Raw genomic sequence first — 15367 nt, forward strand, 5'->3', positions numbered from 1 at the left:
CATGACCGACAACCCGCAGTGGCAGCCAGGGCAGGTCCCGCCGCCGCCCAACGATCCCCAGCAGCCGCCCGCCGGCGCACCCGGACAGCCGGGTAGCGCCCCACAGCAGGGTCACCCGGCCGGCGGTGCCTGGCAGAGCCAGGGCGCGCAGCCACAGGGCTCCCCTCAGGGCGGGTCGGGGCAGGGCCAGCCTGCCTACCAGGCCGGCCCGATGGCAGCCGGCGACGAACGCACCTGGATGATCCTGGCGCACGTGTCGGCGCCGATCGCGATGATCGTCAGCGCCGGGTGGCTGTCCTTCGCCGGTCCCCTGCTGGTGTGGCTGGTCAAGAAGGACCAGAGCTCAGCGGTGCGGCAGGCGGCCTCAGGCGCCTTCAACTTCAACCTGGCAGCGTGGCTGATGGCGATCATCGGCTGGATCTGCTTCTTCACGATCATCCTGATCCCGGTCGCCATCATTCTCTGGATCATCGTGTTCGTCGTGTCCGTCTACGCCCACCTGCGCGGAGCCTGGCTGGCTTCCAAGGGGCAGGTCTACACCTACCCGTTCCAGATCCGCGTCCTGAGCTGACCCATTTTTGGGGAGGATCGGACCGCCCTATGCGTGATTTTGGGGAGGTTTGGAACACTCGCCGCTGGCGTGATCCTGTTCCGATCTTCCCCAAAGATGCGTGGTCGGCGTTCCGATCTTCCCCAAAAATGGGCGGCTCGCGTTCCGATCTTCCCCAAAATTAGGCAGCGAGCAACCGGTGGACGACGGTGTCGGCGAGCAGGCGCCCGCGCACGGTGAGGACCGCCCTGCCCTGCAGCGCTGCCCGCCCGTCGACCAGGCCATCGGCGATCAGTTCCGCCACCGCCGCCCGGCCCGCCCCCTCGACCAGCCCTAGGTCGAGCCCCTCCACCAGGCGGATGCCGAGCAGGATGTCCTCGTCGTGCCGCTGCTCAGCGGTCAGCACCTCGCGACCCGCCCCTGGCGAGACACCTGAGGCGAGCCGATCGGCATACGGGGCAGGGTGTTTGACGTTCCACCAACGCACCCCACCCACGTGGCTGTGCGCGCCCGGCCCGACGCCCCACCAGTCGGCGTTGCGCCAGTAGTTGACATTGTGTCGGCACCGGTTCTCTTCTGCCAGAGCCCAGTTGCTGATCTCATACCAGCCATATCCGGCGCCGCCGAGAAGGTGCTCGGCCAGCTCGTACTTGTCGGCCTCGTCATCGTCGTCCGGCATCGTGACCACACCGCGCCGCACCTGGGCCGCCAGCTTGGTGCCCTCCTCCACGACCAGGGCGTAGGCGCTGACGTGGTCCGGGCGCAACCCGATCACCGTCTCCAGGCTGGTGCGCCAGTCCTCCAGCGACTCCCCCGGCGTGCCATAGATGAGGTCCAGGCTGACCTGCATCCCTGCCGCACGCACAGCCTCGACAGCCGCATGGACATTGGCCGGGTCGTGCGTCCGTTCCAACGTGGCGAGCACGTGCGGCACGGCAGACTGCATGCCGAGGCTGACGCGGGTGAACCCACCGTCCGCGAGCTCCTGGGCCACGGCGGGCGTGATGGTGTCGGGGTTGGCCTCGGTCGTCACCTCAGCCCCCTCGGCGAGACCGAACTGCTCCCGTATGCCGAGCAGCACCTGGACCAGGTCGCGCGGCGGGAGCATGGTCGGCGTCCCACCGCCAACGAAGACAGTCTGGACCGCGGGAGCAGGTTGCCCTTCGGTGCCGCTGCCGCCAGCAGCAGCGAGCACTCCCCGCGCCAGCTTGACCTCGGCGAGTGCTGCCTCGGCGTAGGTATCGACCGTCGCCCCGTGACCGCCGAGCTCCGGAACCGTGTAGGTGTTGAAGTCGCAGTAGCCGCACCGGACCCGGCAGAAGGGCACGTGCACGTAGATCCCGAACGGACGCTCCCCCAGCCCCCGCGTGGCCCCCTGCGGCAGCCGGCCGTCCGCGGGCACGGGCTGACCCACTGGCTGAGCTGACGGCATACGGCCCATTCTCTCAGGTGATGCCCTCCACCCTGGCATCGCTGGAACGGCCCTCGGCGACGACCCGGCAGCCTCGAGGATGGCGTCACCCGCTGTTCATCGAAGCCTCCTACCCTGCCCACGTGCAACAGGAGCTGCGTGAATATATCGACCGCCTTCGGTCCGAGGGTTACACCGTTCGCGACGACCACGGATCGGACCCGGATCTGATCACCCCGGACGGGCGGGCCGTGGACACCTGGCGCGAGGACTACCCGTATGACAGTCGCCTCTCCCGCAGCTACTACGAGGTGGAGAAGTGGTTGCTCCAGGTGGAGCTGCTCAAGTTCCAGTACTGGCTCAAGGACATCGGCCAGCGCGCCGTCATCGTCTTCGAGGGACGCGATGCGGCGGGCAAAGGCGGTGCGATCAAGCGCTTCATCGAGCACCTGAACCCTCGGGGCGCGCACGTCGTGGCCCTCACCAAGCCGACGGAGCGGGAGCGCGGACAGTGGTACTTCCAGCGCTATGTCGCCCACCTGCCGACCGCCGGCGAGATCGTGCTGTTCGACCGGTCCTGGTACAACCGCGCCGGTGTCGAGCGTGTCATGGGCTTCTGCACCGACCGCGAGTACGAGATGTTCATGCGGCAGGCGCCGCTCTTTGAGGAGATGATCACCGACTCCGGAACGCACCTGACCAAGTTCTGGTTCTCGGTGACCCAGTCCGAGCAGCGCACCCGCTTCGCGATCCGCCAGCTCGACCCGGTGCGCCGGTGGAAGCTCTCCCCGATGGACCTGGAGTCGCTTGACAAGTGGGAGGCTTACACCGCAGCCAAGGAGGAGATGCTCCGGCGCACCGACACCGATCACGCGCCCTGGACCACCATCAAGTCCAACGACAAGAAGCGCTCGCGCCTGAATGCCATGCGCTCCTTCCTGGGTCAGTTCGACTACGCGGACAAGGACCACAGCGTGGTGCTCCCGCCCGACCCGCAGTTGGTCAAGCGGGCTCGTTTCACCACCGGCGACTGACCCGCCACACCGGCGGACGTCCCACCTGGTCCGCCGCACACCTCGCCCCGCGCCAGGGGAATTCATCTTGCGCACCTCACGGCCTCTATGGTTCACTACTCTAGTAATGAACCAGTGAGGAGTAGCGATGTTCGAGGGTCGTGAACCCATCTACCACCAGATCGCGGAGGCGATCCGTGGCGAGATCCTCTCCGGCGCGCTCAAGGAGGAGGACCAGGTCATGTCGACGACGCAGTACGCGACGACCTACCGGATCAACCCGGCCACGGCCGCAAAAGCGTTTGCGCAACTGGTCGACGAAGAGGTTCTCTACAAACGGCGGGGGGTCGGCATGTTCGTGGCGCCGGGGGCGGCGGCTGCCCTGCGCAGCCAGCGTCGCGAAGCCTTCTTCGCGGAGCGGCTCGAGCCGGTCATCCGGGAGGCCGCACTGCTCGGCCTCAGCACCAGCGACCTGACGGACTACCTCGCATCGCACGCCACGACCGGCGTCAGCACCACCGCCCCAGACCAGACTCCAGAGGAGCGATGATGACCGGCTACCGGCTCCACACTGACAACCTGACCGTCTCCTACGGCAAGACCACGGCGCTGACCGGGATCAACCTCGACCTGGCCCCCGACCGCATCCACGGCCTGCTGGGCCGCAACGGCGCGGGCAAGACCACGTTGATGTCCGTGCTCGCTTCACTTCGACGCGGCCAGGGAACCGTCCGGGTGGAGGGCCAGGACCCCTTCGAGAACGAGGCCATCATGCAGAACGTGTGCCTCATCCGGGAGAGCGGTGACCTGCTCCTGGACGAGAAGCTCACCACCAACCTGAGCTTCCTCGAGGACGCCCGCCCCCGTTTCGACCGCACCTACGCCGAGTCACTGATGGCCACGTTCCGCCTCGATCCGGCCAAGAAGCCCCAGGCCCTTTCCCGAGGACAGGCCTCGGCCTTCGGCGCGATCGTGGGGTTGGCCAGCCGGGCACCGCTGACAATGTTCGACGAGGTGCACCTGGGCATGGACGCCCCTGCGCGGCAACGCTTCTACCACGAGGTGCTGCACGACTTCGCCGAGCACCCCCGCACGATCGTGCTCTCCAGCCACCTCATCAGCGAGATCGCCCACATGCTGGAGACCGTCACCATCCTGCACGAGGGCCGGCTGCTCCTGTCCAACGAGGCGGACGACCTGCACGTCAGTGGAGCAACCCTCACCGGAGCAGCGGAGGTCGTCGACCGGCACGCGACCGGGCAGCAGGTCGTCGGCACCCAGGACCTGGGACCGACCCGCCAGGTCACCGTCTTCGGCGACCTCGACGAGGCCGCCCTGGCAGCGGCAGAGCGAGACGGGCTGACCGTCGGTGCCGTCCCGCTGCAGGACCTGTTCATCCACCTGACCGACACCGACCGCGCCGAGGAGGCATCATGACCGCCGTCACCGACGCTCCCGCCACCGGCCGGAGCACCCCGCAGTGGAGGAGCGCGCTGCACTACCTTCTCTCCGGCTACGTCTACATGCTGACGCTGTGGTTCTGGGCGATCGCCCTGCCCGTCGTCGCGATCATCATGTTCATCATCGGCCAGAACGTGGACGAGGTCACCTCCTCGGGCATCGCCTTCACCCACCACGGCGCCCTCTGGTTCCCGTTCAGCATCGCGATCATCCTCTCGGTCACCTACCTGCCCATCCACGTGGCCAACGGGATGACGCGCCGCTCCTTCACCCGGGCAGCCCTCGCGGTCAATGTCATCGTCGGCCTGCTGAACGCCACCATCGCGACCGGTGCCCTGCTCGTGGAGCGCGAGATCTACCATGCCGTCGGCTGGGTGCACGGCGGCACCGACGGCTCGGGCATCGCGGTGTTCAACGGCGGCGTCCTGGTCTACCTGCTGGGCCTGGCGATGCTCTTCATCGCCGGCCAGGTCAGCGGCTCCCTGATCGGCGTCGCCTACTACCGCCTCGGCGGCATCATCGGCACCGTGGCCCTGCCGCTGTGCCTCCTCCCGCTGGCCGCGGTCGGTCTTCTCGGGCTGGGCCAGGGCGAGCAGTGGAACCCCTGGAGCTGGACGGCCGACCTCGCCCCCTGGGGCACGGTGGTCGCCGTGCTCGTCGTCATCGCCTCCGCAGGTGCCTTCCACCTGCTGGTCCGCGACATCGCCATCGACAGCAAGGACTGATCATGAACACCATCACCCGTATGCCGACAGTCGCCTCCTCCTCCCCCGGCACCGCGCCGGTGGTCCAGGTGGTCGGGCTGCGCAAGACCTACGGCAGCAAGGTCGCCGTCGACGACGTCTCATTCGAGGTCGCCCGCGGCGAGATCGTCGGCATCCTGGGGCAGAACGGCGCCGGGAAGACCACCACCGTCGAGGCGCTGGCCGGTCTGCGGACCGCCGACGGCGGCACCGTCAGGGTTCTCGGGCACGACCCGCAGCGCGACCCGGCGCCGGTCCGCGAGCTCCTGGGTGTCCAGCTGCAGGAGTCGCGGCTGCCCGCGAAGCTGCGGGTCGCCGAGGCACTGCGCCTCTATGCCTCGTTCTACGCCGACCCCAGGGACCCGGAGGAGCTCCTCACACTGCTGGGCCTACAGGACAAGCGGGACACGCCCTACCAGAAGCTGTCCGGCGGCCAGAAGCAACGCCTCTCCATCGCCCTGGCACTGGTCGGCAACCCCCAGGTCGCGATCCTGGACGAGCTGACGACCGGGCTGGACCCGCAGGCGCGCCGGGAGACCTGGGACCTGATCGAGGCGGTGCGCGACAGTGGCGTCACGATCGTGCTGGTCACCCACTTCATGGACGAGGCCGAGCGACTCTGCGACCGGGTGGTCATCATCGACGACGGCCGGGTCATCGCCCAGGGCACCCCGGGCGACCTGGCGCGCGGCGACCACGCCGGGGTCACCTTCCGGATGCGGCTGCCGCAACCGCTCGACGCGGCTCTGCTGGTCGGCATCGACTCGGTGACCTCGATGCGCGAGGTCGGTCGCGACCTGGAGGTCACCGGCGGCGCGACCGTGCTGCCGGACGTCATCATCGCCCTGCACTCCTGCGGCCTGGTGCCCGAAGAGGTGCAGACCATCAGCCCGAGCCTGGAGGACGCCTTCGTCGCCCTCGTGGGCCGCCCACCCCAGGAGGACCCGTCATGACCAGCCAGACCCTGACCCCGGCCAGCAGCCACACCGGCACCCGCGGCCTGTCCGCCCTGATCACCGCAGAGCTCAGACTGTTTCTGCGGGACGCCGGCAACGTCTTCTTCGTCGTGGCCTTCCCCACGGTGCTGCTCATCGGCATGGGCCTGGCCATCCCGGGGATGCGCGAGCCGATCACCGACCTGCCCGAGCCGTGGCTCGGTCTGCGGGCCGTGGACCTGTTCGTGCCCCTCATGCTGTGTGTCGCCGCGGCCACCGCCGGCCTGAGCACCGTGCCGGCCTACCTGGCCAGCTACCGGGAGACCGGCGTGCTGCGCCGCATGGCGACCACGCCCATGCGGCCGCAGGGAGTGCTGTTCGCACAGGCCGTGGTGCAGCTGGCCGGCGTGACCGCCGGAGGTGTCCTGGCGTTGGCCGTCGGCAGCCTGGTCTTCGATGCACCGATGGCCCAGAACCCGCTCCTCGCCCTGGTCGTCTTCCTCCTGGCGACAGCCTCGATGTTCGGCATCGGCGTGCTGATCGGCGGCCTGGCTCCCAAGGGCGCCACGGCCTCCGGCATCGGGATGCTGATCTACTTCCCGATGCTGTTCCTGGCGGGCCTGTGGACCCCCGGCCCGATGATGCCGGACGCCGTGGAGGCCATCGCAACGTATACCCCGCTCGGCGCCGCCTCGCAGGCCATGAGCGAGGCCTGGTTCGGCCTCGGTATGCCGTGGGTCCAGCTCGTCGTCATGCTCGCCTGGGCGGTGCTCATGTTCACGGTCGCCGCCCGCACCTTCCGCTGGGAGGTCTGACCCGCCCCCGGGTCGCGCACAGCAACCGGAATCGTCACCAGGTCGCAGCGACCCCGATGCTCTGACCTGCGGTGATGCCGGGAGGCCGCCGACGATTCCGGTTGCTGTGCGGCCGGCAGCGGGGGCGCTGGGGCTGCGGCCGACCACACCAGTGCGAGGCGCAGGGGCTGCGGCCGACTACAGCAGGCGGCGGCCGCGGGCGATGGCGGCGGCCTCGGTGCGACCGGAGGCCCCCAGCTTGGCCAGGATGTTGGAGACGTGGACGCTGACCGTCTTGGTGCTGATGAACAGCTGCTTGGCGATCTGTCCGTTGGTGCGCCCCTGGGCCACCAGCACCAGCACCTCACGCTCACGCGGGGTCAGCTGCGGGACGGCCTCAGCGACCCGGTCGGTGCTGCGGTCGGGCCCCTTCGCCCCAGTTGCCGGCCCGTCCGGGTCCAGCAGGGAGAGCTCGGCAAGAAGCGGGAGCGCCCCCAGCCGGGTGGCCGTCTCGCGCGCCAGCCCCACCTGCTCACGCGCCTCCCCGCTCTGGCCCTGTGCCCGCAGCACCGCCGCGAGGCGCGCTCGGGAGCGGGCCACCTCAAAGGGATGGCCCAGCGTCTCAAAGGCCGCGACCGACTGTTCCCAGGCCACTCGGAGCTCATCCTCCCCCACGGGTTCGATGCCGGTGAGCCAGCGCAGTCGCAGCAGCTCGGCCGTCAGCCGGAGGTGCCAGGCCTGCCCCTCCGGCCCCATCGGGCGGCTCGCCTCGGCCCGTGCCTCCACCGGCTGACGCGCGGCGGTGCCGACCGCTTCCGCCCGCTGGAGCAGACCTGCCCGCTCGGACTGCGGCACGGTCGCGACATTGTTGCCCATCTGTCCCAGCAGCAACGCCGCGAGCCGCACCTGACCGGAGAACCACGGCACCGACCACAGGGTCGACACTCCCGCGACGACCTCCTCATAGGTGCGTTCGGCACGGTCCAGCCTGCCCTCGTCCCCGGCGACATCGATCGCGGAGGCTCCCGCCAGGATGGCGTTCCAGCCGTCCTCGGTCCAGGTCCCTCTGGACCGGTCCACCAGCGCCGCCGCGGCCGGGTCGCCCCGCCCGGCAGCCACCGCCAGTCGCAAGGACTCCAGCAGTGACCGCGGCACCGGTGGTGCGTGGTCATCAGCTGCGTCGGCGACCCGGACCGCCGCGACCCAGTCACCGACCATGTAGGCCGTGATCCCGGACATCATGCGTGCGTCGAAGCCGTAGGGCGACCAGACTCTGCCGGTCGTGCGAGCCAACTCGGCTGCGTCGCGATAGGCCTGTCTGGCCTGCGGGAGGTCGCCCAGTTCCAGCAGGGCCCCACCCAACTGATGCAGCCCGCGCACGACCGCGGCCGGCTCCCCGCGCTCCCTGGCCCGGGCCACCACGTCGAGGAGGGCCTCGGCAGAGGCCTGTGGGTCCCCGAGGAACTCCTGCAGCCGCGCGAGGGTGGTGGAGGCGTCGACGGCCGTCCCGGGCAGGTCGAGCTCGTCGGCCAGGTCGAGGGCTGCCTGCGCCACGCGGACCGCGTCCTCAAAGCGGTCGACATCGATGTAGGCCCGTGCGTGCACGGCCAGGGCGGTAGCACGCAGGCGGCGGGACTCCGGAGCGATGAGGTCCAGCGCCTCCGTCGTCGCCTCCAGGGGCTGTCCGGCCTGTTGGTCACTGAGCAACCCGGCTCGGGCCAGTCCCAGGAGCAGGCGGGCACGGTCGTCTCCTCCCGCAGGTGCCGCCGGCGCATCCAGGGCCGCCCGGAGCAACGCGAAGGAACGGGGCGCGTGGCCAGCATCCACGAGGGCCTCCCCCGCGCGCACGGTCAGCCGCACCCGGTCGACATCGGACTGGTCGGCCACGGCTGGGTCCTCGAGCAGTTGCAGGGCCAGCTGGTAGTGCTCGGCCGCCTCGTCCGGTCCCCCGACCTGCATCGCATCGTCACCGGCCTCGATGCTGGCGGTCAGGGCGGTCAACAGGTCGTGCGCGGCGCGGGCGTGACGCGCCAACTCGGCGGAGGCCCCGAGCCCACCACCGGAGATGGCACGCACATAGGACCGGTGCAGCCGCGTGCGCTCCCCCGGCAGCAGGTCGTCATACACCGCCTCGGCCAGGAGAGCGTGGCGGAAGGCGTAGGAGCCACGGTCGGGGACCAGCACGTTGGTCTCCACCGCCACCCGCAGTGCCGCGTCGAGCTCGGCCTCGGGGAGGCCCAGGACCGCCTCCAGCAGGTCGTGACTCACCCGCCGTCCGGCGGCAGCAGCGGCCCGGACCATGTGCTGTGCCGTCTCGTCCAGGCGGTCGAGTCGCAGGAGCAACAGGTCGGCCAGATCAGCGGGCAGGGCATCGCCACCGAGCTCGCTGGCCTCCAGGAGCTCCTCGGCGAAGAAGGCGTTGCCCTCGGCGCGCCGGACGATCTCCTGCACCCGCTCCTCCGCGAGGTCGGTGCCGTGCGACTGGACATCGTGGGCCGTGCGCACCAGGCGCCGCACCTCGGCGTCCGGGAGAGCCTCCAGGTGGAGCCGCTCCACGCCGGGGATGCGTCCCCACTCGGTGACCGCGTTACGCAGTGGGTGCCTGCGGTGCAGGTCGTCACTGCGATAGGACACGATCAGGCTGACCGGTGCTCCGAATCCCCGGCCGAACAGGAAAGAAATCATGTCGCGCGTCGAGCGGTCTGCCCAGTGCGCGTCCTCCACGACAACGAGGAGCGGGCTGGACCGGCCCAGGTCCTCCAGCGCCCCGTGAACTGCCTCGAAGAGCTCGCCGCGGGCCATGCCGTCGTCCGCGGCTGGCGCGCCGGTGCTCCAGATCGCGCTCGACTCCCCCGGGCGCCCGGCTCCCGCACCCTGCTCCCCCTGGCGCCCGGCTCCCGCACCCTGCTCCCCCTGGTGACCGGTTCCCGCGCTCTGCTCCCCTGGGTGTCCGGTTCCTGCGCCAGCGCGGCCGGCGCCTGTGCCCACGGACGAGGTGCCCGCGACTGTCGGCATACCGCCACTGCGCAGCCGGCGACCGGGCAGCAGGCGGGTGATGGACGGCCGGGAGTCGGCAAGGGCTCCCGCGCGGTCCGGAGCCGCCGTGGCCAGCCGACCAAAGATCTCGGTGAACGGCAGGTAGGGCAGACCGCTGTCCCCGAAGTCCAGACAGTGCCCGACCAGGACCGTCCACCCCGCCTCGACCGCGCGATCGGCCACCTCGGTGACCAGTCGCGTCTTGCCGACCCCTGCGTCCCCGCCCAGCACGACGACAGCCGACACCGGGTCGCTCCCGATGCCGGCTGCCCCCGTCAGGTGATCGATCTCACGTGCCCGCCCGACGAGCGGGGTCCTGGTCTGAGGTGTGGCCACATCCTCCATCATCGCTGGCCCCGGGGGTCAGCGCGCAAGAGCCACGCGGCCCGAGCCCGGAGTGGTGGGCTTGACGGCCCGGCGCCGGCTCCGGGTGGTGCGACCACCCCAGGCCCGGCGCAGCTCCTCGCGACGGTAGTCGGCCTCGTTGCTCAGATGCAGCGGGTTGGTGCTGAACATGTCCTGCTCCGATCCGGTGATGGGTCCCTGGTGGACCCGACCACTCAAGAGTCGGTTGCTGAGGTAGGCCAGCACATCGGAGGAAGTCCCTAAGCGCGTGCGTCGGGCTACCTCAGATCGAGGGTTTCCGCTGGTCGTGCCTACCTCAGAGCGGGTGGCAGACCCTCAGCGGCGCTGGTAGGCCAGGTCGCTGATCGTGCGACCGACCTCGGTGCCTCGGCGCTCGAAGCGGGTGACCGGCCGCAGCGCGGCACGCTCGCTCGAGACCAGCTCGAGCCCGGGGTGCACCTCCAGGACCCGGCGCATGTGCTGCGCGTAGTCGTCGATGTCGGTGGCCAGTCGCCAGAGCCCACCCGGCTCCAGCACACGGCACACGGTGTCGGCGAACTCGGGACGCACGATCCGCCGGTGGTGGTGCCGTCGCTTGGGCCACGGGTCCGGGAAGTAGGTCCACACCTCGGCGGCCGCTCCCTCCCCCAGCATCGTGGCCAGGCCAACCTCCGCGTCGACCTCGACGAAGCGGAGGTTGGGCAACGGGTCATCGATGAGCCGGGACAGGCACTGGCCGATGCCCGGGCGCCAGACCTCCAGGGCCAGGAAGTTGGTGTCCGGCAGTGCTTTCGCGCCCGCGATGAGGGCGTCCCCCGAGCCCGGACCGACCTCCACGACGAGCGGTCCCGTCCTGCCGTAGACCGCCGCCACGTCCAATGAGAAGTCCGGATCGACCGTGGTCGAGCCGTCGTGCCGCGGGACGTCGATCACATAGGTCCCGGCCAGGGCGTCATAGGCGGCCTGGTGCCGCGGTGGCATGCGCTCACCGCGGCGGGTGAAGGAGCGGATGCGAGCGCGGTAGCCGGTCGGGATGCCCGAGGTGGGTCCCGACGGAGTGGGCTGCACGGTCCCCGTCGGATCGGCCGAGCTCACTTCTTGGCCTTCTCCGCGGCACCGCCATCCTGGGACAGCGCGGCGATGAAGGCCTCCTGCGGCACCTCGACGGAGCCGACCATCTTCATCCGCTTCTTGCCTTCCTTCTGCTTCTCCAGCAGCTTGCGCTTGCGGCTGATGTCGCCGCCGTAGCACTTGGCGAGCACGTCCTTGCGGATCGCGCGGATGTTCTCCCGGGCGATGATCCGGGCTCCGATCGCAGCCTGGATCGGCACCTCGAACTGTTGCCGTGGGATGAGCTCCTTGAGCTTGCCGGCCATCATCACGCCGTAGGCGTAGGCCTTGTCGCGGTGCACGATGGCGCTGAACGCATCGACCGCGTCGCCCTGCAGGAGGATGTCGACCTTCACCAGGTCTGCATCCTGCTCACCGTCGGGCTCGTAGTCCAGCGACGCGTAACCCTTGGTGCGGGACTTCAGCGCATCGAAGAAGTCGAAGACGATCTCCGCCAGCGGGAGGGTGTAACGCATCTCCACGCGCTCAGGTGACAGATAGTCCATCCCGCGCAGGGTGCCGCGACGGTTCTGACAGAGCTCCATGATCGACCCGATGTACTCACTCGGCGCCAGGATCGTGGCACGCACGACGGGCTCGGTGATCGTGGCGACCTTGCCGCCGGGGAACTCGCTGGGGTTGGTCACCTCGATCTGCGAGCCGTCCTCCATCCCGACCTGGTAGACCACGTTGGGCAGGGTGGAGATGAGCTCCAGGTCGTGCTCCCGCTCCAGCCGCTCCCGGACGATCTCCAGGTGCAGCATGCCGAGGAAACCGACCCGGAAACCGAAGCCCAGCGCGGCAGAGGTCTCCGGCTCGTAGACCAGCGCAGCATCGTTGAGCTTCAGCCTGTCCAGCGCGTCGCGCAGGATCGGATAGTCCGACCCGTCGATCGGGTAGAGCCCCGAGAAGACCATCGGCTTGGGGTCCTTGTAGCCCCCCAACGCGCCTGTCGCCGACTTGACGGCCGTGGTGACGGTGTCACCCACCCGGGATTGGCGCACGTCCTTGACCCCGGTGATCAGGTAGCCGACCTCCCCGACGCCCAGCCCCTTGGACGGCGCCGGCTCCGGTGAGCTGACACCGATCTCAAGCAGCTCGTGGGTAGCCCTCGTCGACATCATCGTGATCTTCTCGCGCGGGCTCAGATTGCCGTCCACCACCCGGACATAGGTGACCACGCCGCGGTAGGTGTCATAGACCGAGTCGAAGATCATCGCCCGGGCGGGGGCAGCGGCGTCCCCGACCGGTGGAGGCAGCTCGCGCACGATGGTGTCGAGCAGTTCGGTGACGCCCACGCCCGTCTTGCCCGACACCTTCAGGACGTCCTCGGGCTCGCACCCGATCAGCCCAGCCAGCTCCTCGGCATACTTCTCCGGCTGAGCCGCCGGCAGGTCGATCTTGTTCAGGACCGGGATGATCGTCAGGTCGTTCTCCATGGCCAGATAGAGGTTGGCCAGGGTCTGTGCCTCGATCCCCTGCGCGGCGTCGACCAGCAGGACAGCGCCCTCGCACGCGGCCAGCGAGCGGCTCACCTCGTAGGTGAAGTCCACGTGGCCGGGCGTGTCGATCATGTTGAGGATATGGGCCGACCCGTCGAGCTCCCACGGCATGCGCACGGCCTGTGACTTGATGGTGATGCCGCGCTCCCGCTCGATGTCCATCCGGTCGAGATACTGCGCCCGCATCTGTCGCTGCTCGACCACGCCGGTCTCCTGCAGCATGCGGTCGGCCAGGGTGGACTTGCCGTGGTCAATGTGCGCGATGATGCAGAAGTTGCGGATCAGCTCCGGCGGCGTCGCGTTGGGCTGCGGCGCGGAGTGGGCGATCGGTGACACGCTGGGAGAACCTCGGGATCGTCGGGACAGTCCCACTAGTCTCCCATGGCTCCGCCCCCGCGTCGTCCTTCCGCAGCCTGTGGCGTCGGGCCGGCACCACTCCGGGCGCTCGCCTCCACCCGCCAGCCCACCCTGGGCGCTTAGGGTGACCGTCATGCCGACGATGCAGCAGCTCCTCCGGACCGTCCTCAAGATCGTCCGGAGGGCGACCCACGAGGCACGGCGCAGCCAGAAGCGGGCCCGTCAGGGTGGGGCCGAGGGTGGAGCCGGTTACGCCGGCGACTACGAGGGCACTCCCACCATCAGCTATGAGCCGGTGGCCGACGACCGCCCGGATCCGGGTGAGGTCGTCTGGGCCTGGGTGCCCTACGAGGAGGACCATTCCCAGGGCAAGGACCGTCCCGTGCTGGTGATCGGCCGCGACGGGGACCGGCTGCTCGCGCTCCAGATGAGCAGCCAGGACCACGACCAGGACGCTGAGGACGAGGCCCGGTGGGGTCGCTACTGGGTCGACGTCGGCTCCGGCGCGTGGGATGGCAGGGGCCGGGACAGCGAGGCTCGGGTGGACCGGGTCCTGCGGTTGGAACCGGAGTCGATCCGACGGATCGGCGCCGTGCTGGGCCGCGAGCGCTTCGACGAGGTTGCCGAAGGGGTCCGCAAGCACACCTGAACGGCAGCGATCCGCTGGGGAAGTCTGCCCAGCAGCGGCACCGCAGTGCCAGGATGGTCTCGTGAGCACTGACCGGGAGACCCTGGAGCGCTGGGCAGAGTTCGGTGGCGTATGGCGCGTGGTCGCCGCGGACGATGGCGCCGCCACGGTCTCGATGTGCCGGTGCGACGGGGGCGAGGAGGTGCAACGGCTCACCACCGTCGACCCCGAGCTGCTGACCTGGCTGGCGGAGCACCCGGTGTCCGGTCCCGCGTGACCGGACACCTCGACCTCACGTTTTCATGCCCAGGCGCGACTACCCGGTGATGAGCATGCAGCAGCCCTTTGAGCACACCGTGACCGAGCACGGCCCCACCGTCGCTCGGGTCGTGCGGGCGGTGCTCGGCCCCGGACCGGACGCTGATGACGCCTGGTCAGAGACGTTCCTGGCGGCCCTGCGTGCCTGGCCCGACCTGCCGGAGGACACCAACGTGCAGGCCTGGCTCGTCCGCGTCGCGCACCGCAAGGCGATCGACGTCACCCGCGGCGCCGCCCGCAGGGCCGTGCCCACCGACACCCTCCCGGAGCGCCGCGCGACCACGGGGCTCCCCGGTTCGGGCGAACCCGACCTGTGGGCGGCCGTGGCTGCTCTGCCGGAACGACAACGGCTCTCACTGGCCTATCACTACCTCGGTGGGTTGCGGCACACCGAGACCGCCGAGCTGATCGGCGGGACGCCCGCAGCCGTGCGCCGCGCGGCCGCGGACGGCCTCCGGACACTGCGCCAGACCCTCGCCCCGGAAGGAGCATCCCGATGACCAACGACTCGACCCCGACCGACCTGCTCGACCGCCTGGCGGCGCCGACGGACCTGACCGGTCTGCACCGGCTGCTGGAGCTGCGTGCCGCGCAGGAGGGCCTGCTGGACGTGGCCTATCGCACGCTGGACACCCCCGTCGGTCCCCTACTGCTGGCCGCGACACCCAGCGGCCTGGTCCGCGTCGCCTACGAGCGGGAGGGCTTCGACGCGGTGCTCGCCGACCTCGCGACCCGCATCGGGTCCCGCGTGCTGCTGGCCCCCCAGCAGCTGGACCCGGCAGCTCACCAGCTGGAGGAGTACTTCGCCGGCTCCCGGAGCCGCTTCGAACTGCCGCTGGACCACTCCCTCTCCAGCGGTTTCCGGGGCCGGGTGCACGCCTACCTGCCGCAGATCGCCTACGGGCGCACGGAGTCCTACGGCGAGGTGGCGGCGCACCTGGGCAACCCCCGTGCGGTCCGGGCCGTCGGCACCGCGTGCGCGACCAACCCGTTGCCCGTTGTGGTGCCGTGCCACCGGGTGCTGCGCAGCGACGGCAGCCTGGGTGGTTACCTCGGTGGCACCGCCGCCAAGACGGCACTGCTGGAGCTGGAGCACGCGGCCTGATGCGTCAGTCGACCACGACCGAGGGTATGCCGTGGCCCAGGGGCCCCGTCTGCCGAACC

At 70.0% G+C, this 15367-nt stretch carries 16 protein-coding genes; 11 read left to right on the forward strand and 5 right to left on the reverse strand.

Features of this window, described 5'->3' with window-relative positions:
- Nucleotide 1 precedes the first annotated feature (1 nt).
- The gene (locus DPQ65_RS16010; protein WP_238146665.1) at nucleotides 2-571 is read left to right on the forward strand and encodes a DUF4870 domain-containing protein; all 570 of its coding nucleotides are present in this window, start codon (nucleotides 2-4) and stop codon (nucleotides 569-571) included.
- 160 nt (nucleotides 572-731) lie between these two features.
- Here DPQ65_RS16010 and hemW read toward each other — a convergent pair whose 3' ends face one another.
- Complete coding sequence (hemW, locus tag DPQ65_RS03965; protein WP_114906074.1) at nucleotides 732-1982, reverse strand: radical SAM family heme chaperone HemW; 1251 nt, start codon at nucleotides 1980-1982, stop codon at nucleotides 732-734.
- 98 nt (nucleotides 1983-2080) lie between these two features.
- On the opposite strand from hemW, the gene ppk2 reads away from it, so the two are divergent.
- The 6 genes from ppk2 to DPQ65_RS03995 all read left to right on the forward strand — a co-directional run bounded on the left by ppk2 (nucleotide 2081) and on the right by DPQ65_RS03995 (nucleotide 6928).
- Nucleotides 2081-2995, forward strand: coding sequence for a polyphosphate kinase 2 (gene ppk2 / locus DPQ65_RS03970; protein ID WP_420330068.1), 915 nt, complete (start codon nucleotides 2081-2083; stop codon nucleotides 2993-2995).
- A 127-nt stretch (nucleotides 2996-3122) separates the two neighbouring features.
- The gene (locus DPQ65_RS03975; RefSeq protein WP_114906076.1) at nucleotides 3123-3524 is read left to right on the forward strand and encodes a GntR family transcriptional regulator; all 402 of its coding nucleotides are present in this window, start codon (nucleotides 3123-3125) and stop codon (nucleotides 3522-3524) included.
- On the forward strand, nucleotides 3521-4411 hold the full coding sequence (locus DPQ65_RS03980) for an ATP-binding cassette domain-containing protein (RefSeq protein WP_238146666.1): 891 nt from the start codon (nucleotides 3521-3523) through the stop codon (nucleotides 4409-4411). The genes DPQ65_RS03975 and DPQ65_RS03980 overlap by 4 nt, the downstream gene beginning before the upstream one ends.
- On the forward strand, nucleotides 4408-5160 hold the full coding sequence (locus DPQ65_RS03985; protein WP_114906078.1) for a hypothetical protein: 753 nt from the start codon (nucleotides 4408-4410) through the stop codon (nucleotides 5158-5160). The genes DPQ65_RS03980 and DPQ65_RS03985 overlap by 4 nt, the downstream gene beginning before the upstream one ends.
- A 2-nt stretch (nucleotides 5161-5162) precedes the next feature.
- Entirely contained in the window at nucleotides 5163-6131 is a 969-nt protein-coding gene (locus DPQ65_RS03990) for an ABC transporter ATP-binding protein (protein ID WP_238146667.1), read from the forward strand.
- Complete coding sequence (locus DPQ65_RS03995) at nucleotides 6128-6928, forward strand: ABC transporter permease (protein WP_114906079.1); 801 nt, start codon at nucleotides 6128-6130, stop codon at nucleotides 6926-6928. Before DPQ65_RS03990 ends, DPQ65_RS03995 begins: the two co-directional genes overlap by 4 nt.
- Before the next feature lie 177 nt (nucleotides 6929-7105).
- On the opposite strand, the gene DPQ65_RS16270 is transcribed toward DPQ65_RS03995, so the two are convergent.
- From DPQ65_RS16270 to lepA, 4 genes are all read right to left on the reverse strand, one after another.
- A complete protein-coding gene (locus DPQ65_RS16270; protein ID WP_272947633.1) occupies nucleotides 7106-10279 on the reverse strand; it encodes a helix-turn-helix transcriptional regulator in 3174 nt (1057 codons plus the stop codon).
- 27 nt (nucleotides 10280-10306) lie between these two features.
- Nucleotides 10307-10459, reverse strand: a complete 153-nt coding sequence (locus tag DPQ65_RS04005; RefSeq protein WP_162802002.1) for a hypothetical protein — start codon at nucleotides 10457-10459, stop codon at nucleotides 10307-10309.
- A gap of 165 nt (nucleotides 10460-10624) precedes the next feature.
- Nucleotides 10625-11383, reverse strand: coding sequence for a tRNA (guanosine(46)-N7)-methyltransferase TrmB (gene trmB / locus DPQ65_RS04010; protein ID WP_202862997.1), 759 nt, complete (start codon nucleotides 11381-11383; stop codon nucleotides 10625-10627).
- The gene (gene lepA, locus DPQ65_RS04015; RefSeq protein WP_114906082.1) at nucleotides 11380-13236 is read right to left on the reverse strand and encodes a translation elongation factor 4; all 1857 of its coding nucleotides are present in this window, start codon (nucleotides 13234-13236) and stop codon (nucleotides 11380-11382) included. The genes trmB and lepA overlap by 4 nt, the downstream gene beginning before the upstream one ends.
- 154 nt (nucleotides 13237-13390) lie before the next feature.
- Here lepA and DPQ65_RS04020 point away from each other — a divergent pair, with 154 nt between their 5' ends.
- The 4 genes from DPQ65_RS04020 to DPQ65_RS04035 all read left to right on the forward strand — a co-directional run bounded on the left by DPQ65_RS04020 (nucleotide 13391) and on the right by DPQ65_RS04035 (nucleotide 15308).
- The gene (locus DPQ65_RS04020; protein ID WP_114906083.1) at nucleotides 13391-13906 is read left to right on the forward strand and encodes a type II toxin-antitoxin system PemK/MazF family toxin; all 516 of its coding nucleotides are present in this window, start codon (nucleotides 13391-13393) and stop codon (nucleotides 13904-13906) included.
- Between the two features lie 61 nt (nucleotides 13907-13967).
- Complete coding sequence (locus DPQ65_RS04025) at nucleotides 13968-14162, forward strand: hypothetical protein (protein WP_114906084.1); 195 nt, start codon at nucleotides 13968-13970, stop codon at nucleotides 14160-14162.
- 55 nt (nucleotides 14163-14217) lie between these two features.
- Nucleotides 14218-14703, forward strand: coding sequence for an RNA polymerase sigma factor (locus DPQ65_RS04030; protein WP_114906198.1), 486 nt, complete (start codon nucleotides 14218-14220; stop codon nucleotides 14701-14703).
- A complete protein-coding gene (locus tag DPQ65_RS04035) occupies nucleotides 14700-15308 on the forward strand; it encodes a methylated-DNA--[protein]-cysteine S-methyltransferase (RefSeq protein ID WP_114906085.1) in 609 nt (202 codons plus the stop codon). Before DPQ65_RS04030 ends, DPQ65_RS04035 begins: the two co-directional genes overlap by 4 nt.
- Nucleotides 15309-15367 lie beyond the last annotated feature (59 nt).

Source organism: Ornithinimicrobium murale (assembly GCF_003352835.1).
GTDB lineage: Bacteria > Actinomycetota > Actinomycetes > Actinomycetales > Dermatophilaceae > Ornithinicoccus > Ornithinicoccus muralis.

What these genes read in the sequence shown, in the direction of transcription:
- DPQ65_RS04020 (WP_114906083.1), top strand. Translation starts at nt 13,391, where the DNA reads ATGCCGACGATGCAGCAGCTCCTCCGGACCGTCCTCAAGATCGTCCGG.
- DPQ65_RS03985 (WP_114906078.1), top strand. Translation starts at nt 4,408, where the DNA reads ATGACCGCCGTCACCGACGCTCCCGCCACCGGCCGGAGCACCCCGCAG.
- DPQ65_RS04035 (WP_114906085.1), top strand. Translation starts at nt 14,700, where the DNA reads ATGACCAACGACTCGACCCCGACCGACCTGCTCGACCGCCTGGCGGCG.
- DPQ65_RS03990 (WP_238146667.1), top strand. Translation starts at nt 5,163, where the DNA reads ATGAACACCATCACCCGTATGCCGACAGTCGCCTCCTCCTCCCCCGGC.
- DPQ65_RS04030 (WP_114906198.1), top strand. Translation starts at nt 14,218, where the DNA reads ATGCAGCAGCCCTTTGAGCACACCGTGACCGAGCACGGCCCCACCGTC.
- DPQ65_RS04005 (WP_162802002.1), bottom strand. Translation starts at nt 10,459, where the DNA reads ATGTTCAGCACCAACCCGCTGCATCTGAGCAACGAGGCCGACTACCGT.
- DPQ65_RS03995 (WP_114906079.1), top strand. Translation starts at nt 6,128, where the DNA reads ATGACCAGCCAGACCCTGACCCCGGCCAGCAGCCACACCGGCACCCGC.
- hemW (WP_114906074.1), bottom strand. Translation starts at nt 1,982, where the DNA reads ATGCCGTCAGCTCAGCCAGTGGGTCAGCCCGTGCCCGCGGACGGCCGG.
- DPQ65_RS03980 (WP_238146666.1), top strand. Translation starts at nt 3,521, where the DNA reads ATGATGACCGGCTACCGGCTCCACACTGACAACCTGACCGTCTCCTAC.
- DPQ65_RS03975 (WP_114906076.1), top strand. Translation starts at nt 3,123, where the DNA reads ATGTTCGAGGGTCGTGAACCCATCTACCACCAGATCGCGGAGGCGATC.
- DPQ65_RS16010 (WP_238146665.1), top strand. Translation starts at nt 2, where the DNA reads ATGACCGACAACCCGCAGTGGCAGCCAGGGCAGGTCCCGCCGCCGCCC.